We start from the raw sequence: 24,158 nt of genomic DNA, 5'->3' as shown, positions 1-24,158 counted from the left end.
AAGGTTCTAACATGCACCGGACTATATTACATGTTGTTACGAATGTATCTCATTTTGACGACCCTAAGCATAAAACCGGTCTATGGCTGTCAGAACTCACTCACGCGTACGATATTTTTGCGGCCCAGGGCTTTAGACAAAAAATTGTGAGTCCAACAGGCGGCCAGTCGCCCTTAGAACCACGATCCCTCAGATGGCCATTTTTAGATGTTTCGGCCCGGGACTGGCTTAAGGATCCTTCAAGAATGGAACTTCTTGAGAATACCCTCAGTCCTGAGCAAATCGACTCTTCAGAGTATGACGCTATTTACTTCACAGGCGGTCATGCCGTTATGTGGGACTTTCCAAATAATGTAGGGCTTCAGCAACTCACTCGGGATATCCATGAAAGGGGAGGCGTTGTGTCCTCTGTATGCCATGGATATTGCGGTCTGCTGAATACCCGCTTGTCTAATGATGAGCTTCTCGTTAAGGCTCGTAGGATCACTGGTTTTTCATGGACAGAAGAAATCTTGGCGGGTGTATCTCGTGAGATGCCATATAACGCGCAGCAGGAGATGAAGCAAAGGGGAGCCCGATATGAGAAGGCTTTTCTGCCATTTACACCCAACGTTGTCGTTGATGGGCGCCTGGTTACAGGACAGAACCCATTTTCAGCGAAGATAACAGCCATGCGGGTGGTGTCGCTTCTTAATCTCTGACGACAAAGCTGGCTGGAACTTCGCGGTTATGAATTCGCGTTTTATAAACAGAACAACCTCTAATCGAATTGGATGAATTTTGAATTATGTCTGTCGCTGGTGGGTTACGAAGCTCAGATCTAGATACAACTTCTTAAACGTTAACAGGAAAGATGATATGAGATTGATTGAGATAACAAAACCCGGTGGCCCTGAAGTGCTTAAGATAAGCCAGGGTAAAATCCCGGAATGTGGCGAGAGCGAAGTCCTCATTTCTGTAAAAGCCGCGGGGGTAAATCGGCCAGATATTATGCAGAGGGAAGGTAAATATCCTATGCCTGAGGGCGTTACTCCTGTGCCAGGACTAGAAGTTGCAGGAATCGTCCATGCAATTGGGAAGAATGTTACTCACTTATCAGTCGGCGATCGTGTTTGCGCGCTCACTAATGGTGGAGGATATGCAGAATATTGTGCCGTTCCAGTCAGCCAAGTGTTGCCTGTTCCAAAGAACTTGAGCCTTACTGAAGCAGCAGCCCTTCCTGAAACATACTTTACAGTATGGGCCAATCTTTTTTCTCTGGGGAAAGTGAAATCGGGAGATGTTGTATTGATCCATGGTGCAGCAAGTGGTATTGGGACAACCGCGCTGGCGCTGTGCTCTGCCTTAAATATTAAATTATTCGGTACCGTAGGAAACGATGAGCAAGTCATAGCGCTGAAAAAATATGGTGAGATGATTAACTTCAGGACACAGGATTTTGAGGAAGAGATCATTAAGAGAACTGACGGGAAAGGGGTCGATGTAATCCTTGACATTGTCGGCGCCTCATATTTTAACAAAAATCTTCGAATTTTGAAAAAAGACGGACGGCTCGTGCTGATTGGATTTATGGGGGGAAGGATAGTTAAAGAGTTCGATATTCAGGAACTCATCCTTAAAAGAGCCTTGGTAACAGGTTCAACGATGAGAAGCCGAAATGACGTTGAAAAGGGAGAAATAGCCCAAAATCTCATACAACATGTCTGGCCTTTAATCGAATCAGGAAAGTGTAAACCCGTTATACACCAGGTCGTTAAATTTGAAGAAGTCCGGACAGCACATGAATTACTGGAGGCCGGAAGTCACATAGGTAAGGTCATTCTTAGTTTTGAATAAAGGGCTTGCTTAGCATTGTCTGTGAGATGCCGACGGGGGTGAGAATTTTCACTCACACCCGTAATATTTACATAATCCTCAGCGAACTAGTCCCGGGAAGAATGGTTATAAGTTCAGCGCCCATTAACATGGCTGGTGTATAGGCGCCCCCTGTAACCTGATTCATCATCAGATATCTGACGACGGTTAACGCACCTGAGATGGTCAGGTTATAACCATTTGGTGTGCGGAGGCGGGCGGTCTTTTTTTCACCTTTCGCGTTTATAACCTCTCCCCATACAAATGAGGGAGTCTGCATTCGTTTTTCTTCGCCGGGTCCTTTTACTGTACTGGATATAAAAGCTTTCAGTAGTTTCTGAACCCACGCCAGCTGCAGCAATGGTCTGAGGTAGTTTGCTCTCCTTGCTCGAGATATCATATGGTTTGAGCCTGGCATATATACCTGTATGTCAGGAATACCCGTCGTGTAATAAGCCGTGGATACGTCACCCCAGGGAATTGTCATTGCATTTTTCTCACCATTACCGAAGTCAATACGGCGAACATCATAAGCAAGAGGCACTGTAATTATCTTTCCGCTTCGCCGAATTTTCCCTCCCTGAGCTAACCCCATGATCGCCGTCTTTACCGTACCAGGGGAAAAACCTGAGCGTGAATCGAATCCCAGATTGAGCTTAATTGCATCTGGCATGGCATTTTTCAATGCCGCAGCCAAACAGTCTGTTGGAATTACATCAAACCCCACTCCAGAGCAAAAAACTATGTCAGCTTTCTGGGCTTGGGGGTTCAATGACTGTGCAGCTTCGAAAACATCAATCTCTCCTGTGATATCAAGATAATGAGTCCGTGTTTGGAGGCAAGCATACATTAAAGGAAGGGCTGTAACAGAGAACGGTCCTGCGCAATTCAGCACAAGCATACAGCCCTTAAGTTGATTGATAACTTCAAGTGGATTATCAAGGGAAAAGGTACGGGACTCTAGTCCAAGAGTACGGGCAAGTATTTCAACCTTTTCTCTCCGTCGCCCAGCCAAAATGGGCCGATAACCCAGTCTGACTGCCTCCCGGGCAATCATATCTCCGGTATAACCATTTGCACCGTAGATCATCCAGCTAGGTAATTCCTTATAGGCTTTATGCTCTTTCATAACATTATTCTCTGCAACAAAAAATACTTGGGCATACAAGTAGTGCCTAAGGCTTGCTACACCACTGTGTACTATTCGACATCCCCAGTTATTGCCTCCCCTGTACTAGAGTCATTGGGATTCTTCCGGAGAATAATAGACATTCTTATCGTGCAAAATTCCCGCGATAAAGAAACTGTTAAGAGCATATCTTTAAAGTTACCTTTAAGGTCAACTGATATTATAACGCTACTATTTGGGCATGATATGGCGAAGCTACAAACCTTAAAAAGTCATTCTGACTCCGCTCGACCAGCCATTAATAAGAAATACCGGTTTAAGCCGCTACGCTACGGGAGTGGCAAACCGAATGGTGAAGTTGCTTAACGAGACGGACGCAGACCTTTCAGCACGCCTACTGGATGCGCTGGACAGATTGCCTCCTGAGAGCTTCACCGTTAGCCGTCTGGAGAGTTTACTGGACAGCGTGCGCGATCTTAACCATCAGGCCGTAGCGTCCATGCAGGCAGGGCTCGAGAGTGAGCTGGTGGCGCTGGCAAAGAACGAAGCCAGTTATCAGCTGAGCCTGTTCGATTCCATTCTGCCTTCACAGGTCCTGTCTCACTATCCGCTGCAGGGCATCACCGCCGATATGGTGTATGCCGCGGCGATGGCGCAGCCCTTTCAGGGGCGGCTGCTGAGTGAGTGGGCGGAGAAGCTGGAATCGGACAGGCTGGCGCGGATAGTGAACGCCGTCCGCAGGGGGTATCTTGCCGGCGACACGGTAGAAACAATCGCGCGCAGTGTTCGCGGCCACGCCAATAAAGATTATCGCGACGGCGCGCTGCAGATGAGCAGGGCAAACGCCGCCAGCATCGCTAAAACAGCCGTGAATCATCTGTCTGCCACAGCACGCAACAGCTTCACAAGTGCCAATAGCGATATCGTGAAAGGTAAACAGTGGCTGTCAACGCTGGACAATAAAACCAGCCATGACTGCATTATTCGTGATCTGCTGCGCTACACCCTGGATAACAAACCGGTCGGGCATAAGGTGCCTTACCTGCAGGGACCCGGGAAAATACATTTCTGCTGCCGTTCTACTGAAACTCTGATTCTCAAGTCCTGGCGCGAACTCGGCATTGATATTGATGAGATGGACGAGGGCACTCGTGCCAGCATGGATGGCCAGGTGCCAGCTAAAACCTCGTATCTGGAATGGCTCGCGCGCCAGTCGGCACAACGCCAGGATCAGGTTCTGGGTGCCGAGCGTGGACGTCTGTTCCGCGCTGGTGAAATCGACCTGGCTGATATGTTCACTGACAAAGGCGAGTGGATCAGCCTGGAACGGCTGAAGCAGCTCTCAGGCACAGACAACTAACAATCACATCTTACTCCACGCCCTGGCATCCGCCGGGGCTTTTTTATGGGCGAGGCCCGGCAAAATCCCGAGGGGAAATTATGTTAATTCGAAACATGCTTCTGAAATATTACGCACCTGAAAGCGGCGGTGAGGGCGGCGGTGGCGGAGGTATCGAAATCACTCCTGAAATCCAGAAGCTGATTGATGAGCGTGTGACCAGCGAAGTCACGGGCCTGAAATCGAAAAACTCTGAGCTGCTGGGAACCATTAAGCAGCAAAAAGAAACTCTGTCACGCTTCGATGGTATCGATCCTGATGCAGTGCGCGGGATCCTCCAGCGTTTTTCCGACTTGAAGGCGATTTCCGCAAGCGAGCCTTCTACAAAGTGGGCGGCTCAATCGAATCGCGTGACGTTAACTCCACCGAAAAAGTGACGGGTAAGAAGATTGGCGCCGGTGAAGCCGTATCCGTCAAAGCACCGTGGAAATACGGTCCATACGAAACTACTGAAGAAGCGTTCAAACGCCGCGGCCGCTCGGTTGACGAGTTCTCCGAAGTGATCGGCACTGATGTGGCTGACGCTACGCTGGAAGGCTACGTGAAATACGGCTTGAAGGCCCTGACGGCAGCAATTGGCGCCAACGCGGATATGGTGGTCACCGCCGATATCGAAACAGACGGCAAGAAGACCCTGACACGCGGCCTGCGTAAGTACGGCGACAAGTTCAACCGTGTCGTGCTCTTCGTTATGCACTCTGCCACCTACTTCGACATTGTTGATGAGGCGATTGCCAATAAAATCTACGAAGAAGCGGGCGTGGTGGTTTACGGCGGGCAGCCAGGCACCCTGGGTAAACCTGTGCTGGTGACCGACACCATGGACGCTGATGCGATCCTTGGGCTGGTAGCTGGTGCGGTTACCTTCGGAGCCAGCAGGGGCAATATTTGTCTGCCGCGTATGGTACGGATTCCGGCGACGAATACCAGCATGTTTTACAGCTGCGTTAAATCTGGTGCCGATAACTGATAAAGGTCGCTAACAATCACAGCCCGAAGATAACCGGCATTGGTGATGTTCGCCGGGGTGTTAATCCAACCTTTCATAATCCCACAGCTGAAATGGAAAGAGAAAACTGAATAAAACCGCAGCCCTTCCGGTCTAACCGGAGGACTGCGAAGGATCAATTTACTTAGCGTTCAGTAAATTAAAGCTCGTCATAAGGTTGCGATAATCGGGGATATGATTAGAGAACAGGTTACCCAGACCTTCAATATCATTGCGCCAGTCACGGTGCAATTCACATGCAACGCCAAACCATGACATTAACTGCACGCCAGCGTTAGACATTCGATCCCAGGCGGCATCCCGAGTTATTGCATTGAAAGTACCCGACGCATCGGTAACAACAAACACATCGAATCCTTCTTCAATGGCAGAAAGAGCAGGGAAGGCAACGCATACTTCAGTGACTACACCCGCGATGATTAATTGTTTCTTGCCCGTTGCTTTAACAGCTTTAACGAAATCTTCGTTATCCCATGCGTTAATATTGCCAGGTCTGGCAATATAGGGAGCATCAGGGAATTGTTCTTTAAGTTCAGGAACTAATGGGCCATTAGGACCGTTTTCAAAACTGGTCGTCAGAATAGTTGGAAGACCAAAATACTTTGCCAGATCACCCAGTGCAAGAACGTTATTTTTGAACTTGTCCGGGTCAATGTCGCGTACTAAGGACAGGAGTCCGGTTTGATGGTCTACCATCAGAACGGCAGCGTCGTTTTTATCTAAACGAACATATGGCTTACTCATAATGTCACCTTTTCCCTTTAGTTACAGTGTGTTGGTGGAAGTGTGTTGCCGCGAAGGGTGAATTTATTATAGTTTGTTAAATCCACTTAGAAAGTAATGTTATTAGGACGCATTGTTCAGTTACTGGAACAATGCGCTCTGCAATAGTTTCCGGCTCAGAAATCTTTTTTTCGGAAGCTATCGCGGATGGCATCCCCCATCAGGCAGGTCAGGTTCATCCAGGTTGGCTCGACTGCGAAAGACGCCATGTTCGCGGCCATGTTGTCGAAAGCGCGCTTGTTCGTGTACAGCATGTGCCCTGGTGACATAAACCTGGCTTCCATGATCGCTTTCTCGACGTTTTCGTAATTGAGCAAATTGCCGAAGTTGCCGCGACCAGAAACGAACTTTTTGCCGGCCTCATTTCCGCCCCAGGTAAGATAAGGGTTAAGAAAAATGAAAGATGGCATGGCATTGATGGCGACCGCACCATATTCCAGGTCAGACACAGCCTGTTCGAGTACTTTCTGATGGGCTTTTCTGGTGTCCTCATCGATCAGGATCGCACTGGCGAGCGTGCCCAGTAGCTGCGTGTTGGCGAACTTGACGGCACCAGGGAGGAAGCCCGTGGCATTGGCTGGCAGGTCAAGTGGCACCTCAGCGATTACCAGGCTGAACGCTTCATGTGAAGTGGCGTAGCCGCCGGGCTCAACTCCGGTGATCAATATGACATCGGAATGCGGATACTTGCCGCCTTCTGGGCGCAGTACTTCCGCCTCGGGATAGGCCTGTCGAAAACCCGCCACCACCTTGTCAGCTCCTGGGTAGTACATACCCATCGCCGGGGTCGTCTCCGCGAGTGCGACCCGCAGTGCATCAAGGAATTCCTTGCGCTGAGGCCAGTACTTACTTGTCACCAGGGTCTGAGGACGACCACAGTTCGCACCACCATTGAACTTTGCCATGGTGGCGATCTGCACTGCCTGGTGCTCAATTTCCTTCTTTGTCCAGGGCCGGTCGCCCGGCACGATGATGCACGGGTTGTTTCCGCCACATTCGGAGATCAGAGGCGTCTCAGTGGCTGACATGATGGCTTCGGCCGTTCCGGTTCCACCGGTAAAGTAGATCCTGGAGAGGCGGGGGTCGACGGTCAGGTCTTGTCCCTGATCGGCATCGCAGAAGCTCAGAACGTGCTGATCAATCAGTGGTTGCATGATCTTCGCCCAGATCCTGTCGGTTTCTTCGTTCAGGTGATGCGGCTTGTGCACGACCGCACAGTTCTCGAAGAAGATCGCTTTCAACACCTCGAGCGCCGAACTGTAGTTGCCGGCCCCCAGCACGGCAATAATACCGGCAGGCTTTTCCATCGGATTGATTTGTTTCGGTTCACCTTTCACACGGATGCGACTCTTCTGATCGGCGTACATCAACTTGTCCTTCCGCTCCTGCGGAAAGACATAAATGTCGTAGAGATCCTCGCTAACTTTTTCCACGCTCAGCGGCTGAGGCATCTTGCCGTCGAGAATGGATTCGTAAAGGAGAATGGCGGCCGAGACTGTACTCGCCATAGGAACGACGGTCGCAACCTTAGACAGGGGGTGTGAAAAAAGAGGCGCACCGAGGATGCCATTCTTCATCTTGCTGTCAGCGAGGGCAAGGTCATCACCGTACTTCTTCATGTTTGCACGGATTTCCTCCAGAAGGCGCAAACGTTCTGCGGGAGATGTTTCAGTCCATTTTTGGGGGGCCAGTTGGTTGATAGCGTTGGTAGCATTCATTGGAATTTCTCCATTGTTCAGATTGGACAGTTCAGGACAGATGGAGCGTGTCCGACCTGGTGCGATGTTTACAGCTCACTATAGGACGCAAGCCGCGACAACGCTCTGGCAATCCGCGCCACGTTTAATGCGAGGGATGCCAGTACAGGAGCCAGAACCCCGGAATGCTGCAGCATGGCGCAATGCGCTGTCATTGTGGCGCAGTTTGAAGGAGTATTAGCGCATGACTGCTCTATACTCTGAGCGTCGGTTGAATGAGCAATAATGACGGAGTTCTGAGGGTGCAAAACAAAACGTTTCCAATGGATATCGGCTGGCTGGCCATACTGAAGGACCTGGGTGTTGAGCCTGGTCATGTATTGCGTCGGGCCGGTCTTCCGGACGATTTACTCTCCCGTGCGAGACAAGGACTGTCTACCGAAGACTATTTTCGTTTCTGGCGCGCTTTGGAAGCTGAGGCAAGTAATGTCATGTTTCCCTTACACATCGTCGAGACCCTCTCGGCTGATTCTTTCAACCCGCCACTGTTCGCTGCCCTGTGCAGCGCTAATCTGGTACAGGCCATGCAGCGCCTCGCCAAATACAAGCAACTTGTGGCTCCCATGAGCCTGGAAGTAAACACGGGCGACGCAGGCGAGCTGGTAGTAACGCCTCGCTGGTTGTTGATGCAAACCGATGTGCCCCATTCGCTGCAAGTGGCCGAGATTGCGTTTTTCGTCCGACTGGCCAGACTCGCTACCCGTGAGCCCATTAAGGCGCATCGCGTCATTCTTCCGCCGCTTCCGTCCGCTCATTATCCCCGACGTTACGAGAATTTCTTCGGTGTGCCCGTGCAAAACGGGGAGTGTCCAGGTATCGCTTTCGCCGCTGTGGATGCTTTGCGTCCATTTCTGACGGTCAACGAAAGCATGTTTCGCGCGTTCGAACCTGATCTTCGCCGTCGGCTCAGTGAACTCGATGCGACGGCGTCTACAGCGGATCGCGTGCGTGCTGTCTTACTGGAACTGTTGCCTGGTAATGCGGCTACCATCGAGAAAGCTGCAGAGCGACTGGGCTTGAGCAAGCGTACGCTTCAACGTCGCCTCGAGGAGGAGGGGGAAAACTTTCGAACCCTGGTCAATAGGGTGCGTGAGAGCCTCGCCCGCCACTACCTGGCAAATACCACGATGTCCGGCGCAGAGATCGCGTTCCTCCTCGGCTTCGAAGATCCCAACTCCTTTTATCGCGCATTTCAGCTCTGGACCGGGCAAACACCTGACAGCGCCCGCAATGCCATGCGCTTGAATTGAAGAAAAACATGGCGGTAGCCTTGTTGTTTGAAAGTGTGCACAGATGCAACCTGATTTGAGAGAAAATTACCGATCCCTTATATGGTATTTCTTTGTTTATCAACCATGCTTAAGACGATAACAATTCCACTCTGGTCGAGAACCTTAAATGCGCCATGCATCTATCCCCTTAGCTGCAGCCACGACAATTTTTATCCTGGGCGTTTTTATTATCAATTTACAGGTCTGGTATTCTGCACGAGCTGACAGCCTTGCCGGGGCCAATTATGTCGTCAGGAATATGACTGTCATTCTTAAAGAGGCGCATCATGCCAGCCAGATGGCGATGCAGCTTGCTGAGTATGAGTGTGATGTGGAAGGGCAGTATCGGCTAGGGACTGAGGCAGCGCTACAGCCTCATCTCAGAACGATCGTTATTTTGAAAAATGATGCGGTCTGGTGCTCCTCGTTGCCGGGAAACCGCGTACTGCTGGTCAACAGCTCTATGCTACCTGAAACAACGTTGCTACTGGTTCCTTCCGGCAGTACCGTCAACGGCCTGCCTGTTCTCATCTATCAAACGCATCATGCCGGAAGCCGCGTGATGGTGAGCATCAGCGACAGCCATGTTCGGGATGCCCTGGATATGCCATTAAATGGCGTGAAATATTCACTACGCGTCGGCAATCGTCTTTTAGGTTTGTCGGGCGATGTGGCGACAGCTGCACCTTCAAATAACGAGATTTTAGCGGTTAAAGCATCTGATTATCCTTTCTCAATTGAATTTAACTCTCCGCCATTTTTTAGCCTGACGAGATTATTCAATCGGGCGGGCGGGGTGCTGTTATTCCTGCTGCTTATCTCCGCTTTTTCTGCGTATCTTCTTCAGCGATATCGTTCTAAGGACGTTTCCCCGGCAGAGTCGCTGCGCACCGCCATAGACAGAGATGAAATCATTCCCTATTACCAGCCCGTGGTGAGCGGTAAAGAGGGATCGTTGCGCGGGGTAGAAGTGCTGGCCAGATGGAAGCATCCGCAGTCAGGGTTTATCTCTCCCGCTTCATTTATTCCTCTTGCGGAGAAATCTGGTTTAATCATTCCCTTAACCCAGAGCTTAATGCGCCAGGTTGCCGCGCATATGAATTCAATCTCAACGTTGCTGCCCGAAGGGTTTCATGTCGGTATTAACTTCAGTGCGCCTCACATTGTCTCCTCCACTTTTTTTGACGAGTGTCTGCATTACAAACGCTGCTTTGTTCGACAGGATCTTAACCTTGTCGTTGAGGTGACCGAGCGTGAACCGCTTCATGTTGATGAACATCTCGTGAAGACCCTGAATGCGCTGCATGAGATAGGGTTTGCCATTGCCCTGGATGATTTTGGAACGGGATATTCAGGTTTGTCCTACCTGCAGGATCTGCACATTGATTACATCAAAATCGACCAAAGCTTTGTGGCGAGGGTGAATGCCAGTGAGGACTCAACCGTGATACTGGATTCGGTACTGGAGCTGGCAAAAAAACTGTCAATCAGTATTGTGGCGGAAGGGGTTGAAACACAAGAGCAACTTGATTATCTCACCCGAAATCACATTAAGTTTTTACAGGGTTTTTACTTCTACAAACCCACGCCGTTTAAGGAACTGGTAAAAGTCCTGTTGTCGAAGCCGAAAGTGAAGGTAATGGTGGAATGAGGTTTGTCACATCGTAAAAATGGGGGGACATCACCCCCCTAAAGGTATGCAGACATTATTCTTTTAACTACGGTGATATTTTGTTATTCCTTGACCATCTGGTCAAATTAATTGTGTGCAACAGTAATTTTAAACGCTGGGCATTACGCGACACGCCTGAAAATTCGCTGCCTGTTTTTTAAATTGATCTTCATCAATATTCCCGTTCCCTCTATTTAAACAATCGGTGCATTCGTTTTTATCTTGTTAAAGGTATGCGCGGGCAATGTCTTTTTGCGGTGAGACGTTTCAGGATAATTTTTTAAGAAAAAAATGTTCACTTCCCGATTATAATGAAAGGCGGCTTCACTGATTAATGCTGTTTAAATGTTAATCAGGCTACATCAGGCGTTCAGTCTGTTTTACAGAATTAAACTTCCTCATTTTTGGGTATACTGTGTCGTCGAAAACATTTAACAGCCTCTGGTTTGAACAATGACTCTCAATCGCTTTTGCTATCTACTCCTGATTTTCGCTGCCATCGGCAGTCTGTTGACCCCGAATTCATTGGTTATCTGGTTTCTGCTGATCAATGTGCTGACGATGGCCATGTATGGCGCGGATAAAATAGCGGCGCGTAAAGGGATGCGCAGGGTCCCGGAAGCCACGTTGCTGATCTTCGGCGTGACGGGCGGCTGGCCTGGCGCCATTGTAGGCCAACAACTCTTTCGCCATAAAACCCAAAAACAGCCTTTTAAAACCTGTTTTTTTATCAGCGTCGTTATCAGCATCGCGGTGATGGCGGCTGCTTACCATTTCTTCCCTTTTTCTCCTGTTTGAGCGTAGTGCAGGTCGCTTATTAACTCTCCTTCACTGCCAATAGTGGTAGGGTTATTTTTGAGGGGTTGCTGTTTTTTGCACAATCTGAATAATATGTGCAACAACACGGACGACAACATCCCATGAAAATAGCCTCTATTACACTGGCAGTACTGGTGGCCTTTTCTGCACCTTGCTGGTCTGCTTTTCAGGAGCGGGAATATAATACCTGGTATCTGAAGAATGCGGTGCTTTATGACATGACGCAAACCTCAGAGGGTTTCCCCGTCATGGTCAGCATATCTCAACCCGAGCGGCGTTCTGCCAATTTGCTGGTGTCCTATATCACTGAAGGGCAATGCAGCGAGAATAAACCACTGCTCAACGTTAACGGTAAAGTGCTGCCGGCAAAATATTTTTGTGTTCAGGTCGGGCGAAACAAAATTGAGCATTTTTCTGTGATCGATGCACAGAGCGTCAATGAGATGGTGACGCATCTGAAATCTGATTTCACTATCCTTCTGCAAAACGATATCAAAATTTGGGCCGCCAATATTAAAACGCCAAAATACGGGCTGACGCCGCGTTTTTAAAAATCCTGCTAAGCTTGTGGATTGTACCAGGAGCATGCGCATGATGAATAACGATGAACAAACAGGGCTAGTGGGGCTGGCGATTGGGGCCGCGGTTATTGGGCTGGTTTCAGCACAAACACCGATCCATCGCGATAGCATTGTTGATGAACTCGTCAGGCTCGGCAGGCAAAAAGGCGATGGTGTTGAAGATGAGGTTTTCCTTAAAGCTGCCGAACTGGTAAGAAAAGGGGTATAGCCAATGGCTGAAAAACGTCATGCAAAGTGCCATTGCGGCGCGGTGGCATTCACCGTTGAGCTCTCTGATGGCCTGAACACCGCGCGGCGCTGCAGCTGTTCCTTCTGTCGAATGCGGGGCGCGGTCGTTGTCTCCGCGCCGCTGTCGGGGATTACGGTGACGAAAGGTCAGGATAAGCTCACCGAGTACCGCTTTAATACGGGAACGGCGCGACACTTCTTCTGCTCGGTGTGCGGGATTTACACGTTTCATCAGCGGCGCTCCAATCCCAATGAATACGGCGTGAATGTCGCCTGTTTAGAAAACGTTTCTCCCTTTGATTTCCCGGAGGTCACGGTGATGGACGGTGTTAACCATCCCATGGATGGGGAAAGCGGGGTGTTTGGCTATCTCTCTTTTCGTGAGAAAGGGACGGGTCAGGCGTAATTGCCGCCTGGCCACTCTTTAAAGAGCCTGGCTATAGTGGAGAGTGGTTAACTGAAACAGGAGAAATTATGCTCTGTGTTGAAAAAGACGATCCGCGTGAGGCCCCGGAATCAGGGGATAAAAAGCCACAACCCGTGAAAAAATAACGCAACAGCTGCGTTTATCCGCCACCGGCACTGCTGGTGGCTTTTTATTTGCCAGGCAGTACGGCTAGCTGCCATCCAGGTGATTTAACAGCGCGCCAAGATGCCCGACAATATCAGCAAAATCAAAAATTAATGCTATCCATAGCAGCGCTAAAAGGGCAAGGACGGTAAGGGATACTCGATTAAACAACGCTATTATCCTTAGTGGGTAAAGGCTTTCAGCTTAGTTTAATCACATTTATCTCAACCTACAGTCAACCACGGCATTCAGGAATGCCTTTTTTGCGACGCACGTCAAAAACTGGCGAGCCCGCACCGTGATGCGGGCTCAGCAATCAGAACTGGTAGACCAGACCTAACGCGACGACATCATCCGTGCCGATGCCGTTGTTTTTGTAGAAGCTGTCATCTTCATCCAGCAGGTTGATTTTGTAATCAACGTAAGTGGACATGTTTTTGTTGAAGTAGTAAGTCGCGCCGATGTCAGCGTATTTAACCAGATCCTGGTCACCCTGGCCGTTGCCCAGGTCTTTACCTTTAGACTGCAGGTAGGAAAGGGTCGGACGCAGGCCGAAATCGAACTGGTACTGCGCGGTCACTTCGAAGTTCTGGGTTTTATTCGCCACGGCGTCGGTGTTATCACCATACGGCGTCATATTGCGGGTTTCAGAGTACATTGCCGCCAGATAGATGTTATTGGCATCATATTTCAGACCCGCAGTCCATGCATCCGCTTTGTCGCCACCGGCGGTCGTGTTCATCACCTGCTCGTTGGTACGGTCAGAAGAGGTGTAGGCTGCGCCCGCGGTGATGCCCATGCCAAAGTCATAGGTGGTGGAGATACCGAAACCGTCGCCGTTCTCGTGACGCGTGTCGCGACCGTTGTTGGTTCCTTCCTGATTGTTGCTGGCGTCTTCATTTTTGCCCTGATACTGCAGCGCAAAGTTCAGGCCCTGTACCAGACCATAGAAGTCGGTATTACGGTAAGTTGCCACGCCGTTGGCACGGCCAGTCATGAAGTTGTCGGCTTTGGTGTAGGAATCGCCACCAAACTCCGGCAGCATATCGGTCCAGCCTTCCACGTCGTACAGAACACCGTAGTTACGACCGTAATCGAAGGAGCCATAATCACCCACTTTTACGCCAGCAAAGGCCAGACGCGTCCAGGACTGGTTATCAGATCCTTCCGTGTTGTTGGCCTGAATGTTGTATTCCCACTGTGCATAACCGGTCATCATGTCGTTGATCTGGGTTTCACCTTTGAAGCCCAGACGCATGTAGGTTTGATCCCCGTCAGCGCCTTTATCGTCGGAGAAGTAGTGCAGACCATCTACTTTTCCGTACAGATCTAATTTATTGCCGTCTTTATTATAAATCTCTGCTGCATGCGTTGCGCCAGCCATTAACAGAGCCGGAATCATCAGGGCCAGTACTTTTCTTTGCATTATGATATTCCTTTGCGGTTGTTTTTATTTAATAACCTGTTGAACTTCCCGAATCAGAAAGTTGTCTCATGCTAAATCACTCCTGAGTAAGAGTAATAAATTATAATTGTTACTAATTAAGTAAAATCTAAACCGAATAAATCAGCAGTAATGATCATTGGCTTGATGAATGTTTTAAGGTTAAGTATATTAAATTAAAATTATTAAACTGAACTAAATTACGTTAATCTTAGCGGCGTTATATGCCTTTAAGATTATTTATCCATAATTCCCATGAATGTTATTCAGGAAACTAAATAGATATTCATTAATTATCTGGATGCGCCCGGTGTGAAAATACCGGGCTTTTTTATGGCAAAAAAATGCCCGGACAAGCCGGGCAGAGAAACTAGTCGTTGGTCGATTTTTCGGCTTTACCCGCCATTTGCGCGAGGAAATCATACCGTTTTTGCAGGTCGGCAGCGGCATCTTTCCAGAGCTGTTCAGCCACCTCCGGCTGCTGAGCGTTAAGGCGACGGAAGCGTTGTTCCTGCATTAACGTCTCGGCCAGGGCATCTGACGGCGGACGCGAATCCAGCGTCAGTGGTAATTTCCCTTCGTCCGCACGGCGTGGGTCGAACCGGTAGAGCGGCCAGAAACCGGTCGCCGTCAGCTGTCGCATCTGATCGTGACTAAGCGCCAGGTCATATCCATGCTCTTCGCAAGGGCTGTAGGCAATGATCAGCGACGGGCCTGGGTACGCTTCCGCTTCCTGAATCGCTTTTACTGTCTGGTTAAGCTGCGCGCCCAGCGAGATTTGCGCGACGTAAACGTGGCCATACATCATCATGCTCACACCAAGATCTTTACGCGCTTTGCGTTTACCGTGTTCACCAAATTTCGTGACCGCGCCTAACGGCGTGGCTTTCGATGCCTGGCCGCCGGTATTGGAATAACACTGCGTATCCAGCACCAGGATGTTGACGTTTTCGGTCAGGCTCAGCACGTGATCCAATCCGCCGAAGCCGATGTCGTAGGCCCAGCCGTCGCCGCCAATCAGCCAGATCGATTTTTCAACCAGGGCGTCGGCGTCAGTCAGCAACTGCTGTGCTCCTTCTACGCCCTTCAGGGCATTGCGCAGTGCTGCGACCTGCTCGCGACGAACCTCCGGTGTGGCTTCAGCGTGCAGCGCCGCGTTCAGCTCAACGGGGATGTTATCGGTAAACTGGTCCAGCAGGCGCATCACGCGGGCACGGTGCTGATCGACGGTTAAGCGGAAGCCCAGACCAAACTCGGCGTTATCCTCAAACAGTGAGTTCGCCCAGGCCGGTCCGCGACCGTTGGCGTCGGTGGTGTACGGCGTGGAGGGCAGGTTACCGCCATAGATAGATGAACAGCCGGTCGCGTTGGCAATCAGCATCCGATCACCGTACAGTTGGGTAAGCAGCTTGATATACGGCGTTTCCCCACAGCCGGAGCAGGCACCGGAGTATTCGAACAGCGGGGTGATCAGCTGTGACGTCCGGATATCAATACGTTCCAGTTTGCTGCGATCGATTTCCGGCAGACTCAGGAAGAAGTCATAATTCACTTTCTCTTCTTCGACGTGTTCCAGACGCGACATCATATTGATGGCTTTGATGTCCGGGTTCTGCCGATCCTTCGCCGGGCAGACCTCAACGCACAGGTTACAGCCGGTGCAATCTTCCGGCGCGACCTGCAGTACGTATTTCTGTCCGCGCATATCGCGGGATTTCACGTCCAGCGAGTGCAGGCTGGCCGGGGCGGACTCCATCTCTTCGGGTGAAACCACTTTGGCGCGAATGGCAGAGTGCGGGCAGGCCGCCACGCAGTGGTTGCATTGCGTACACAGCTCTTCTTTCCAGACAGGGATCGCTTCGGCGATGTTGCGTTTTTCCCAGCGGGTGGTGCCCATCGGCCAGGTGCCATCCGGCGGTAGCGCCGAGACGGGCAGGGCATCGCCCAGCCCGGCCAGCATCGCCGCCGTTACGGTCTTAACAAAATCAGGCGCCGCATCGGACACTACCGGAGGACGGTTCGGGCTTGCGGCATTGACCGGCTGTAGCGGGATCTCAAACAGCGACTCGCGGGCCAGCGCCAGCGCCTGCCAGTTGCGTTCTACCAGCTCCTGACCTTTACTGCTGTAGCTTTTGGCAATCGCCCCCTGCAGTTCCATTAACGCGCTGTCACCCGGCAGAATGTTGGTCAGATGGAAGAAGGCCATTTGCATCACGGTATTGATACGCGCGGCCAGGCCACATTCGCGGGCAATTTTCGCCGCGTTAACCACGTAGAAGCGGGCTTTTTTCTGATTAAGCACCGCCTGAACCTCCTGCGGCAGGCGCGCCCAGACCTCCTCTGCGCTGTATGGGGTATTCAGGAGAAAAATACCGCCGGGTTTCAGGCGCTCAGCCATCTGGTATTTATCGATAAACTGCAGCTGGTGGCAGCCAACAAAGTCAGCCTGAGAAATAAGATAGGCAGAACGGATAGGCTGTTCACTTACGCGCAGGTGGGAAACGGTCAGCCCACCGGCTTTTTTGGAGTCATAGACAAAGTACCCCTGGGCATACCATGGCGTCGAATTACCGATGATTTTGATGTTGTTTTTGGTCGCGGAGACGCTCCCGTCGCTGCCCAGACCGTAGAACAGCGCCTCAAGTTTGGCCGTCGAGGGCAGGGTGTTTTCCGGTAAGCTCAGGGACAGATTCGTCACATCGTCATAGATGCCGACGGTAAAGCGCGGCCTCGGCTTCGCTTCGCTGAGTTCGTTGAACACCGCCAGCACGCAGTCTGGTCCGAACTCTTTGGAGGACAAACCATAGCGACCCCCGATCACGCGCGGTAGCGTTTCTCGCTCGCCCTGATTAAAGGCTTCTGCCAGGGCCGTCATCACATCCAGATACAGCGGTTCCGCCTGCGCGCCCGGCTCTTTGGTACGATCGAGTACCGCAATGGCACGCGCACTTTCCGGCAGCGCAGAGAGCAGATGTTTCGCCGAGAACGGGCGATAGAGACGCACTTTCAGCACGCCAACTTTTTCACCGCGCGTAAGCAGTTCATCCACGACTTCCTCGCAGGTACCAATCGCTGAACCCATCAGCACAATAACGCGCTCTGCCTGCGGATGGCCGTAGTACTCAAACGGCTTATATTCCCGGCCGGTGGCAGCGGCAAAGTCATTCATCGCCTGTTCAACATGGTCGTACACCGCGTTGTACCACGGGTTAGTGGCCTCACGAGACTGAAAATAAGTATCCGGGTTTGCCGATGTCCCGCGAATAACAGGGTGTTCCGGGTTAAGGGCACGGGCGCGATGGGCGTCGATCTCCGCCTGCGGCAGCAGATTCAGGATAGTATCGTCAGCCAGCGGGACGATTTTATTGATCTCATGCGAGGTGCGGAACCCATCAAAGAAATGAATAAACGGAACCCGGCTTTTGAGTGTGGCGATATGCGAAATGAGGGCAAAGTCCTGAGCTTCCTGAACGCTGCTGGCGCACAGCATGGCGCAACCGGTCTGGCGCACGGCCATCACGTCAGAATGATCGCCAAAAATAGAGAGCGCGTGGGTGGCAACGGTACGTGCAGCAACATGCAGAACGAAGGGAGTCAGTTGACCCGCAAGTTTGTACAGCGTCGGGATCATTAACAACAATCCCTGAGAAGAGGTAAAGGACGTGGAAAGTGCGCCGGTCTGCAGTGCGCCATGTACCGTCGCAATCGCACCGGCTTCGGACTGCATTTCAACCACTCTTGGGACATCGCCCCAGACGTTTTTTAACCCGTTACCGGCCCAGGCATCTGCCTGCTCAGCCATGGTGGAGCTTGGCGTAATCGGGTAGATGGCGATAACTTCACTGGTGCGAAACGCGACTGAGGCAACTGCACCATTACCGTCAATAGTTTGCATAGGACAACACCCTTACATTGCGCAAAAAATAGGGGTCTGTATTACGGCAACAAACCCTGAATATTATCTGTGTATTCTAGCAAACAGGGGATTTTTCGATTTTCGCTTTTGTGTCCTCGTTATTCTTGCCATCAATGAGTAGATCAAACTTTTGGCAGAAAAATTGCGAGAATTTGTTTCAGAAGCGCATAAATACGCACTTCCGATCTCGACGACACGGGATGGGATGCCTATTATGCATAGGTTTCGCATTATTCATGGGGGAGAGAGCATGCGCTCAGCGTTTTTGGTAGGGTGTGCCGCATTATTGTTGTCGGCATGCAGCAGTGAACCTGTCCAGCAGGCAACGGCCGCCCACGTGGCGCCGGGAATGAAAGCCGCGATGTCCAGCTCCGGTCAGGCTAACTGCGCGATGATTGGCGGTTCGCTGTCGGTGGCCCGCCAGCTCGATGGTTCGGCTATTGGGATGTGCGCCTTGCCAAATGGCAAACGCTGTAGTGAACAGTCGCTTGCCGTTGGAACCTGCGGTAATTACTGATTAGTCTGCACGCTTAAACATCAGCGTTTTATCGGCTGTCGCCAGCGTTAACTGGTCTTCAGTCAGGTCGACCTGCGCCCCTTTGCGCAGCATGTCGCCGATGGCCTGATCCAGTTCGTTAAGCTGTGGTTCAGTACAGAGCTTGCGCGTCATGGCCAGCGTTTTCACCTTCAGCTCGCCTTCGGACAATTTCCCCTGTCCGCTGAAGCGGTTACACATTGCGCCTGAAACGCTGATGTTATTAACCAGGCTGATATCTGACAGTGCGCTAAAACTGATTTCAGGTGGCGTCGTCGTGTTCTTCACGGCCTTACCGTTCACATTTTCCAGCACAAAGCGGTGGCTGGTGAGCTGTTCCGGCTGAACGGAAGCTTTACCCGGATTAACGCAGCCGGTGAGGACAAGACTGATAACACTTAACGCCATGAGCTTTTTCATTTTTCTTCTCAAACTATAAATACCGTGAATCTGTTTCCAGTGTAACGATACGCCAGCGTGGGTTAATGGGGTTTATCTGAAAGTGCGGGGGAGATGTCGGGCAACGCGACGGCTGCCCGGAATAACGTTAGTGTGATTTAAACCCTGCTGCTGTCATCAACATGCGAAAGAGCATACTGACAGCAGCCAGCGCGAGTACGCTGCCGCCCCAGATAATGGCCAGCCACAGTAATCTTTTCCAGACCGGTTGTTGCATCAGTGATAACCCTCCCCATGCTGAACTTTGCCGCGAAATACGTAGTAACTCCAGAAGGTGTAGACCAGGATAACGGGAATGATCAACAGCGCGCCCACCAGCATAAAGCCCTGGCTCTGCGTCGGCGCGGCGGCCTGCCACAGGGTGATTGACGGCGGAATGATGTGTGGCCAGATGCTGATCCCCAACCCGCTAAAGCCGAGGAATATCAGCCCCAGCGTCAGGACGAACGGACGATTATGGCTGTCGGGATTACTCAGACAGCGCCATTGATACAGGCTCAACATCACTACCAGCGCCGGGACGGGCAGCAGATAAAACAGATTCGGCAGCGTAAACCAGCGTGCGGCGATGGCCGGCTGCGCCAGTGGCGTCCAGAGGCTGATCGCCGCAATAAACGCCAGCAGCACGAGTAACAGCATTTTCGACACCGCACGCATCCGCTGTTGCAGAGGATTTTCGCTTTTCATCACCAGCCAGGTCGCGCCTAACAGCGCATACGCGACGACCAGCCCCGCACCGCAGAACAGATTAAACGCGGTAAACCAGTCAAATGGCCCGCCGGTATAGGCCCGGCCGGTGACGGTAAAGCCGTTAATGACCGCGCCGACCGTTACACCCTGGGTAAACGTCGCCAGAATGGAACCGCCTATAAACGCCTTGTCCCAGAACGGACGGTGCGCTGGCGTGGCTTTAAAACGAAACTCAAACGCTACGCCACGAAAAATAAGACCGATCAGCATTAATGTCAGCGGAATGGTGAGGGCATCAATAATCACGGCGTAGGCTAGCGGAAACGCGCCGAACAGGGCGGCCCCGCCAAGGACCAGCCAGGTTTCATTCCCGTCCCAGACCGGCGCGACGCTGTTGACCATCACATCGCGATCGTCGGCGTTTTGCGTGACCGGGAATAAAATACCGATCCCCAGATCAAAGCCGTCCATGACGATATACATCAGCGTGGCGAAGACAATGATGACAAACCAGATAAGGGAAAGATCGATACCCATTATGGCTGCTCCTTATGTTCAGTTGTGACGGCAGAAAGCGGGCGCGCCGGACGTCCATCGGACTCGGTGGCGAAAGATTCATGCGGCTGCGGGCCTTTGCGGATGAGACGCACCATATAGCTGTAACCCACGCCAAACACCGAGGTGTAAACGATGAAGAAAGCCAGCAAACTCACGCTCATATGCAGATCGCCATGGGCGGAGACCGCGTCCTTCGTGCGCTGAAGGCCGTAGACCACCCACGGCTGGCGGCCCACTTCGGTGGTTACCCATCCCGCCAGAATAGCTATCAACCCGGATGGCCCCATCAGCAGGGCAAACCACAGGAAAGGACGGGAAGAATAAACGCGCTTTTTGTAGCGCAGCCAGAGTGCCGTTACGCCAAGCAGCAGCATCAGCATGCCCAGGCCCGCCATGATGCGGAAAGACCAGAAGACGATAGTGGAGTTAGGCCTGTCTTCCCTGGGAAACTCTTTAAGTGCCGGAACCTGTTTATCCAGGCTGTGCGTCAGGATAAGGCTGCCGAGTGCGGGGATCTCCAGCCCAAAGCGGGTGCGCTCCTGTTCCATATCCGGCCAGCCGAACAGCAGCAGCGGGGTAGGCTCACCGGGTGGGTTTTCCCAGTGGCCTTCAATGGCGGCAATTTTCGCCGGCTGGTGCTTTAAGGTATTCAGCCCGTGCATATCGCCAACCATGGCCTGGATGGGGGCGACAATCAGCGTCATCCACAGCGCCATCGAAAACATCGCGCGAATAGCGGGGGTATTATTCCCGCGCAGCAGATGCCATGCCGCGGATGCGCCAACAAACAGGGCGCTACTCAGAAACGCGGCTATCGACATATGCAGCAGGCGATAAGGGAAGGAGGGGTTAAATACCACGGCGAACCAGTCCACCGGTACCACCTGACCGTTGACGATCTCATAGCCCTGCGGGGTCTGCATCCAGCTGTTTGAGGAGAGGATCCAGAAGGTGGAGATGATGGTCCCCAGCGCCACCATACAGGTGGAGAAAAAGTGCAGCCCCGGCCCGACTTTGTTCCAGCCGAACAGCATCACCCCGAGGAACCCGGCTTCGAGGAAGAAAGCAGTGAGCACTTCATAGGTCAGCAGCGGACCGGTAATGCTGCCCGCAAACTGTGAAAACCCGCTCCAGTTGGTACCAAACTGGTAGGCCATCACCAGCCCGGAGACCACACCCATGCCAAAGTTAACCGCAAAGATCTTCGACCAGAAATGGTACAGCGAGCGCCAGACCGGATTTTTTGTTTTTAACCACAGGCCTTCGAGCACGGCAAGATAGCTGGCGAGACCGATGGTGATTGCCGGGAAAATAATGTGAAAGGATACGGTAAAGGCAAACTGTATCCGTGCAAGGTGAAAAGCATCTAAACCAAACATGCAAAACTCCGCGATGTATTTATGTCGATGCCATTCTAAGCCGCGTCTGCTCTGGGTTGCAGAGACAGACCCGGCCTATTTTGCTATAACAGTTTCCAGTCTATTGTGTACATTTCCTCATGCATGGAATATCAATGAACCACTATCGCCATCAGTAGGGGGAGGCATCCAGAAGAATATTGGCGAATTTAGACGTATTATGGAAAGAGTATACGTCCCCACGAACATGCAGATATACACCGTCGTCTTTAACATCGATTTTCACTTCAGGATCGTTAGTCACCATGAATGGCGTGGCCTGGTCAATATGCGATAAAAATTCTGCCTCTTTTGTTTTTGCATCCAGTAAATAGTAGTGATAGGTGTATGATGTCATGGCTCCGGCATTAGCTTGAGTGACATACAATACAGCCCAGTTATTGACTTTCACTTTTGAACGTAGCTCTTGTTCGACAGGGAAGTTCATAAAACAGAAAACCCATCCGGCGTAGGCAAGTGCAAATAATACAGGTATGAGAATATAGCGTTTTTTAAAAACCCGTTCTTGTTGCATAGTCTATTCCGCATTTTATCCAGAGTTGATCAGTCGGATCATCCCCAAAAGGGGGGGAACCATACCAGTGTCCATCTTTTGACTGGCCATTCCCTGACTTTGACTGCGCCCAGCCTGCAGCGCGTAACAGAACGGGGGCAGAAATTCCAGCCGCAGTACCCACCGCACCATAATGAAAATTACCAAAATTCTCGTATTGGCGGCCTATTCTTGTTTTATAATCCCATGGGCCATGTAACCTGACCTGTTGATAAAACCACTCATATGTTAGCGCTGATGGTCCCCGGTGAAATCTTGCTAGCATCATATTATTTAAGATGTTAACGCCTGGGGGAGAGAAAGAGGAAATATCATAAGGTGGGTGAGGGGAGACCGCTAAAGTTGGGTACCTCATGCTTGCGGTCTCTCATTCCAGTTATCGGTAAACATGATGTTACCATCACAGTGCTTCCAGGTGATTTTTTCATATCGAAATTCTACACATTCGAGATGATTGTGTTTTTCCTTTGTTGGATCTTTTGTGTCATGCATCATTGGCGAAATGCCGACGATTTTCACACCTTCTAATAACATGTTAAAGTATTCTACTTCTTGCCCGGCATCATTAATCTTGTACCATCTAAACTCCGCCGATTTAAGGGTTTGACCGGTTGCAACAGCCTTATAAAGATAGGGGGACGATGAATCAAAGTCTTTTTGTATGATTACGGATGAATGTTTGCGAGTTCCGGTTATTTTTCCCGTAAGTCCATCGGTTGGCAGACTGAGGTTGTGGGAAAAGCCATTAACTTCTATGCTCCCTTCGCGATGCTGAACATCAACAGCTCCCTTAATATCTGCACCACCGTCGTCTTTTATCCATAAATATGCTGGAATTGCCATGTAATACTCCTTTTTGATTAAGTCAATGGTATTTTGGCGTAACTTAATACGCCTTAACAGACAAGCTAATTAGGCAAAAAATGTTATTAAAATTCTATATATTTCAATTAGTTATGTTTTTTATTGCAGTTATTGATTTAACCAATATCCGACAGTAATACGAGCAACGCTTTTTTAATCAGTATTTTTATGAATTTTCCGCATAAAACCGCTTGCTTTGTCGTCAGCATCGTGCGTTAATGGTCTTCTGGTTTTGAGTCCAAATAAATATCTGACGTAGTTTTATAAAGCAGTTCTCATCACGTTGTGCCTCTCCGCAGCCTCTCTTGGGTCTTTATCTACATTCCGATTAGTTTTGTTTCAAACCACTGTCGCCTGATCGGCTCATGAGTAATTTTACGTTTTTACGTTTACAGGAGAATCCTATGACTTCTTATATCCATTTTCGCTGCCCTTGCTGTCATGGCTCGCAGTACCGTACCTCAGCCTTTGATGTGTCTGAGAAAAACCCTTACGGCGCGAAATGCATCTTTTGCAAATCGCCAATGATTACGCTGGACCATCTGGCCGCGGCGCGTCAGGCGCAGAACCACGTTACCGGTTACCGTAAGTAATTCATTTAGCAAGCTATAACAGTTACCTAAATCTTCTCTTTTTCTCCTGCTGATA

Annotated in this window: 24 protein-coding genes and 3 pseudogenes; 14 read left to right on the top strand and 13 right to left on the bottom strand. The window is 50.8% G+C overall.

Features of this window, described 5'->3' with window-relative positions; all coding sequences use genetic code 11:
• Positions 1 to 11 precede the first annotated feature (11 nt).
• Together EKN83_RS00555 and EKN83_RS00550 are read left to right on the top strand one after the other, a co-directional pair.
• Positions 12 to 701, top strand: coding sequence for a type 1 glutamine amidotransferase domain-containing protein (locus tag EKN83_RS00555; RefSeq protein WP_126800119.1), 690 nt, complete (start codon positions 12 to 14; stop codon positions 699 to 701).
• Between the two features lie 157 nt (positions 702 to 858).
• Positions 859 to 1,836, top strand: coding sequence for an NAD(P)H-quinone oxidoreductase (locus tag EKN83_RS00550; RefSeq protein WP_126800118.1), 978 nt, complete (start codon positions 859 to 861; stop codon positions 1,834 to 1,836).
• A 67-nt stretch (positions 1,837 to 1,903) separates the two neighbouring features.
• Here EKN83_RS00550 and EKN83_RS00545 read toward each other — a convergent pair whose 3' ends face one another.
• Positions 1,904 to 2,983: a saccharopine dehydrogenase family protein gene (locus EKN83_RS00545; protein WP_260591091.1), complete on the bottom strand. Its 1,080-nt coding sequence runs from the start codon at positions 2,981 to 2,983 to the stop codon at positions 1,904 to 1,906.
• Between the two features lie 349 nt (positions 2,984 to 3,332).
• On the opposite strand from EKN83_RS00545, the gene EKN83_RS00540 reads away from it, so the two are divergent.
• The 3 genes and pseudogenes from EKN83_RS00540 to EKN83_RS00535 all read left to right on the top strand — a co-directional run.
• Positions 3,333 to 4,343, top strand: a complete 1,011-nt coding sequence (locus EKN83_RS00540; protein WP_260591090.1) for a phage minor head protein — start codon at positions 3,333 to 3,335, stop codon at positions 4,341 to 4,343.
• Positions 4,344 to 4,423: 80 nt separating this feature from the next.
• Positions 4,424 to 4,675 (top strand): annotated as a pseudogene (locus tag EKN83_RS23440) (hypothetical protein); the annotation flags it as partial.
• Positions 4,675 to 5,262: pseudogene (locus tag EKN83_RS00535) on the top strand (major capsid protein); the annotation flags it as partial. The pseudogenes EKN83_RS23440 and EKN83_RS00535, both read left to right, overlap by 1 nt.
• A 9-nt stretch (positions 5,263 to 5,271) precedes the next feature.
• Here the strand turns inward: EKN83_RS00535 and EKN83_RS23435 are convergent.
• The 3 genes and pseudogenes from EKN83_RS23435 to EKN83_RS00525 all read right to left on the bottom strand — a co-directional run.
• Positions 5,272 to 5,355 (bottom strand): annotated as a pseudogene (locus EKN83_RS23435) (hypothetical protein); the annotation flags it as partial.
• Between the two features lie 156 nt (positions 5,356 to 5,511).
• Positions 5,512 to 6,135, bottom strand: a complete 624-nt coding sequence (gene ycaC, locus EKN83_RS00530) for an isochorismate family cysteine hydrolase YcaC (protein ID WP_025759492.1) — start codon at positions 6,133 to 6,135, stop codon at positions 5,512 to 5,514.
• Between the two features lie 155 nt (positions 6,136 to 6,290).
• On the bottom strand, positions 6,291 to 7,892 hold the full coding sequence (locus tag EKN83_RS00525; RefSeq protein WP_126800116.1) for an aldehyde dehydrogenase family protein: 1,602 nt from the start codon (positions 7,890 to 7,892) through the stop codon (positions 6,291 to 6,293).
• A gap of 281 nt (positions 7,893 to 8,173) precedes the next feature.
• Here EKN83_RS00525 and EKN83_RS00520 point away from each other — a divergent pair, with 281 nt between their 5' ends.
• The 7 genes from EKN83_RS00520 (at position 8,174) to EKN83_RS23430 (ending at position 13,054) form a co-directional block, all read left to right on the top strand.
• Positions 8,174 to 9,181 (top strand): AraC family transcriptional regulator, encoded by a 1,008-nt coding sequence (locus EKN83_RS00520; protein ID WP_126800115.1) that lies wholly within the window; start codon positions 8,174 to 8,176, stop codon positions 9,179 to 9,181.
• 148 nt (positions 9,182 to 9,329) lie between these two features.
• The gene (locus EKN83_RS00515) at positions 9,330 to 10,853 is read left to right on the top strand and encodes a cyclic diguanylate phosphodiesterase (protein WP_126800114.1); all 1,524 of its coding nucleotides are present in this window, start codon (positions 9,330 to 9,332) and stop codon (positions 10,851 to 10,853) included.
• Between the two features lie 474 nt (positions 10,854 to 11,327).
• Positions 11,328 to 11,672 (top strand): DUF1294 domain-containing protein, encoded by a 345-nt coding sequence (locus EKN83_RS00510; RefSeq protein ID WP_126800113.1) that lies wholly within the window; start codon positions 11,328 to 11,330, stop codon positions 11,670 to 11,672.
• A gap of 122 nt (positions 11,673 to 11,794) precedes the next feature.
• The gene (locus EKN83_RS00505) at positions 11,795 to 12,244 is read left to right on the top strand and encodes a hypothetical protein (RefSeq protein WP_025759102.1); all 450 of its coding nucleotides are present in this window, start codon (positions 11,795 to 11,797) and stop codon (positions 12,242 to 12,244) included.
• Between the two features lie 40 nt (positions 12,245 to 12,284).
• Positions 12,285 to 12,482: a hypothetical protein gene (locus tag EKN83_RS00500; RefSeq protein ID WP_025759104.1), complete on the top strand. Its 198-nt coding sequence runs from the start codon at positions 12,285 to 12,287 to the stop codon at positions 12,480 to 12,482.
• 3 nt (positions 12,483 to 12,485) lie between these two features.
• Complete coding sequence (locus tag EKN83_RS00495) at positions 12,486 to 12,908, top strand: GFA family protein (protein WP_045285061.1); 423 nt, start codon at positions 12,486 to 12,488, stop codon at positions 12,906 to 12,908.
• A gap of 68 nt (positions 12,909 to 12,976) precedes the next feature.
• Positions 12,977 to 13,054: a hypothetical protein gene (locus tag EKN83_RS23430; protein ID WP_223239581.1), complete on the top strand. Its 78-nt coding sequence runs from the start codon at positions 12,977 to 12,979 to the stop codon at positions 13,052 to 13,054.
• A gap of 335 nt (positions 13,055 to 13,389) precedes the next feature.
• Here the strand turns inward: EKN83_RS23430 and ompC are convergent, their stop codons facing one another.
• Entirely contained in the window at positions 13,390 to 14,499 is a 1,110-nt protein-coding gene (gene ompC / locus EKN83_RS00490; protein WP_025759106.1) for a porin OmpC, read from the bottom strand.
• Positions 14,500 to 14,887: 388 nt separating this feature from the next.
• The gene (gene nifJ, locus EKN83_RS00485) at positions 14,888 to 18,412 is read right to left on the bottom strand and encodes a pyruvate:ferredoxin (flavodoxin) oxidoreductase (protein WP_126800112.1); all 3,525 of its coding nucleotides are present in this window, start codon (positions 18,410 to 18,412) and stop codon (positions 14,888 to 14,890) included.
• A 271-nt stretch (positions 18,413 to 18,683) separates the two neighbouring features.
• Between nifJ and EKN83_RS00480 the strand changes: the two genes are divergently transcribed.
• The gene (locus EKN83_RS00480; protein WP_025759109.1) at positions 18,684 to 18,950 is read left to right on the top strand and encodes a DUF333 domain-containing protein; all 267 of its coding nucleotides are present in this window, start codon (positions 18,684 to 18,686) and stop codon (positions 18,948 to 18,950) included.
• Here EKN83_RS00480 and hslJ read toward each other — a convergent pair whose 3' ends face one another.
• From hslJ to EKN83_RS00445, 7 genes are all read right to left on the bottom strand, one after another.
• Positions 18,951 to 19,388: a heat shock protein HslJ gene (gene hslJ, locus EKN83_RS00475; RefSeq protein WP_095449061.1), complete on the bottom strand. Its 438-nt coding sequence runs from the start codon at positions 19,386 to 19,388 to the stop codon at positions 18,951 to 18,953.
• Between the two features lie 127 nt (positions 19,389 to 19,515).
• Positions 19,516 to 19,644, bottom strand: coding sequence for a DUF2474 domain-containing protein (locus EKN83_RS00470; protein ID WP_008501283.1), 129 nt, complete (start codon positions 19,642 to 19,644; stop codon positions 19,516 to 19,518).
• Complete coding sequence (gene cydB / locus EKN83_RS00465; RefSeq protein WP_126800111.1) at positions 19,644 to 20,654, bottom strand: cytochrome d ubiquinol oxidase subunit II; 1,011 nt, start codon at positions 20,652 to 20,654, stop codon at positions 19,644 to 19,646. Before cydB ends, EKN83_RS00470 begins: the two co-directional genes overlap by 1 nt.
• Positions 20,654 to 22,054, bottom strand: coding sequence for a cytochrome ubiquinol oxidase subunit I (locus EKN83_RS00460; protein ID WP_094917086.1), 1,401 nt, complete (start codon positions 22,052 to 22,054; stop codon positions 20,654 to 20,656). Before EKN83_RS00460 ends, cydB begins: the two co-directional genes overlap by 1 nt.
• A 151-nt stretch (positions 22,055 to 22,205) precedes the next feature.
• Positions 22,206 to 22,607 (bottom strand): hypothetical protein, encoded by a 402-nt coding sequence (locus EKN83_RS00455; protein WP_126800110.1) that lies wholly within the window; start codon positions 22,605 to 22,607, stop codon positions 22,206 to 22,208.
• Positions 22,585 to 22,911 (bottom strand): polymorphic toxin type 44 domain-containing protein, encoded by a 327-nt coding sequence (locus tag EKN83_RS00450; RefSeq protein ID WP_260591094.1) that lies wholly within the window; start codon positions 22,909 to 22,911, stop codon positions 22,585 to 22,587. Before EKN83_RS00450 ends, EKN83_RS00455 begins: the two co-directional genes overlap by 23 nt.
• Before the next feature lie 86 nt (positions 22,912 to 22,997).
• Positions 22,998 to 23,489 carry an Hcp family type VI secretion system effector gene (locus tag EKN83_RS00445; RefSeq protein ID WP_045285055.1) on the bottom strand — a complete coding sequence of 164 codons (492 nt, stop codon included), beginning with the start codon at positions 23,487 to 23,489 and terminating at the stop codon, positions 22,998 to 23,000.
• Between the two features lie 425 nt (positions 23,490 to 23,914).
• Between EKN83_RS00445 and EKN83_RS00440 the strand changes: the two genes are divergently transcribed.
• Positions 23,915 to 24,103 (top strand): hypothetical protein, encoded by a 189-nt coding sequence (locus EKN83_RS00440; RefSeq protein ID WP_032672600.1) that lies wholly within the window; start codon positions 23,915 to 23,917, stop codon positions 24,101 to 24,103.
• The last annotated feature ends 55 nt before the right edge of the window (positions 24,104 to 24,158 follow it).

The organism is Enterobacter sp. WCHEn090032 (assembly GCF_003986875.1).
Taxonomy (GTDB): Bacteria; Pseudomonadota; Gammaproteobacteria; order Enterobacterales; family Enterobacteriaceae; genus Enterobacter; species Enterobacter sichuanensis.
Note: the sequence above shows the minus strand (reverse complement) of the source record. Positions and strands in the feature narration are given on the sequence as shown.

Excerpts from the sequence above, each read along its gene's own strand:
- EKN83_RS00555 (WP_126800119.1), top strand. The coding sequence starts at position 12 with ATGCACCGGACTATATTACATGTTGTTACGAATGTATCTCATTTTGAC.
- EKN83_RS00550 (WP_126800118.1), top strand. The coding sequence starts at position 859 with ATGAGATTGATTGAGATAACAAAACCCGGTGGCCCTGAAGTGCTTAAG.
- EKN83_RS00545 (WP_260591091.1), bottom strand. The coding sequence starts at position 2,983 with ATGAAAGAGCATAAAGCCTATAAGGAATTACCTAGCTGGATGATCTAC.
- EKN83_RS00540 (WP_260591090.1), top strand. The coding sequence starts at position 3,333 with ATGGTGAAGTTGCTTAACGAGACGGACGCAGACCTTTCAGCACGCCTA.
- ycaC (WP_025759492.1), bottom strand. The coding sequence starts at position 6,135 with ATGAGTAAGCCATATGTTCGTTTAGATAAAAACGACGCTGCCGTTCTG.
- EKN83_RS00525 (WP_126800116.1), bottom strand. The coding sequence starts at position 7,892 with ATGAATGCTACCAACGCTATCAACCAACTGGCCCCCCAAAAATGGACT.
- EKN83_RS00515 (WP_126800114.1), top strand. The coding sequence starts at position 9,330 with ATGCGCCATGCATCTATCCCCTTAGCTGCAGCCACGACAATTTTTATC.
- EKN83_RS00510 (WP_126800113.1), top strand. The coding sequence starts at position 11,328 with ATGACTCTCAATCGCTTTTGCTATCTACTCCTGATTTTCGCTGCCATC.
- EKN83_RS00505 (WP_025759102.1), top strand. The coding sequence starts at position 11,795 with ATGAAAATAGCCTCTATTACACTGGCAGTACTGGTGGCCTTTTCTGCA.
- EKN83_RS00500 (WP_025759104.1), top strand. The coding sequence starts at position 12,285 with ATGATGAATAACGATGAACAAACAGGGCTAGTGGGGCTGGCGATTGGG.
- EKN83_RS00495 (WP_045285061.1), top strand. The coding sequence starts at position 12,486 with ATGGCTGAAAAACGTCATGCAAAGTGCCATTGCGGCGCGGTGGCATTC.
- EKN83_RS23430 (WP_223239581.1), top strand. The coding sequence starts at position 12,977 with ATGCTCTGTGTTGAAAAAGACGATCCGCGTGAGGCCCCGGAATCAGGG.
- ompC (WP_025759106.1), bottom strand. The coding sequence starts at position 14,499 with ATGCAAAGAAAAGTACTGGCCCTGATGATTCCGGCTCTGTTAATGGCT.
- nifJ (WP_126800112.1), bottom strand. The coding sequence starts at position 18,412 with ATGCAAACTATTGACGGTAATGGTGCAGTTGCCTCAGTCGCGTTTCGC.
- EKN83_RS00480 (WP_025759109.1), top strand. The coding sequence starts at position 18,684 with ATGCGCTCAGCGTTTTTGGTAGGGTGTGCCGCATTATTGTTGTCGGCA.
- hslJ (WP_095449061.1), bottom strand. The coding sequence starts at position 19,388 with ATGAAAAAGCTCATGGCGTTAAGTGTTATCAGTCTTGTCCTCACCGGC.
- EKN83_RS00470 (WP_008501283.1), bottom strand. The coding sequence starts at position 19,644 with ATGCAACAACCGGTCTGGAAAAGATTACTGTGGCTGGCCATTATCTGG.
- cydB (WP_126800111.1), bottom strand. The coding sequence starts at position 20,654 with ATGGGTATCGATCTTTCCCTTATCTGGTTTGTCATCATTGTCTTCGCC.
- EKN83_RS00460 (WP_094917086.1), bottom strand. The coding sequence starts at position 22,054 with ATGTTTGGTTTAGATGCTTTTCACCTTGCACGGATACAGTTTGCCTTT.
- EKN83_RS00455 (WP_126800110.1), bottom strand. The coding sequence starts at position 22,607 with ATGCAACAAGAACGGGTTTTTAAAAAACGCTATATTCTCATACCTGTA.
- EKN83_RS00450 (WP_260591094.1), bottom strand. The coding sequence starts at position 22,911 with ATGCTAGCAAGATTTCACCGGGGACCATCAGCGCTAACATATGAGTGG.
- EKN83_RS00445 (WP_045285055.1), bottom strand. The coding sequence starts at position 23,489 with ATGGCAATTCCAGCATATTTATGGATAAAAGACGACGGTGGTGCAGAT.
- EKN83_RS00440 (WP_032672600.1), top strand. The coding sequence starts at position 23,915 with ATGACTTCTTATATCCATTTTCGCTGCCCTTGCTGTCATGGCTCGCAG.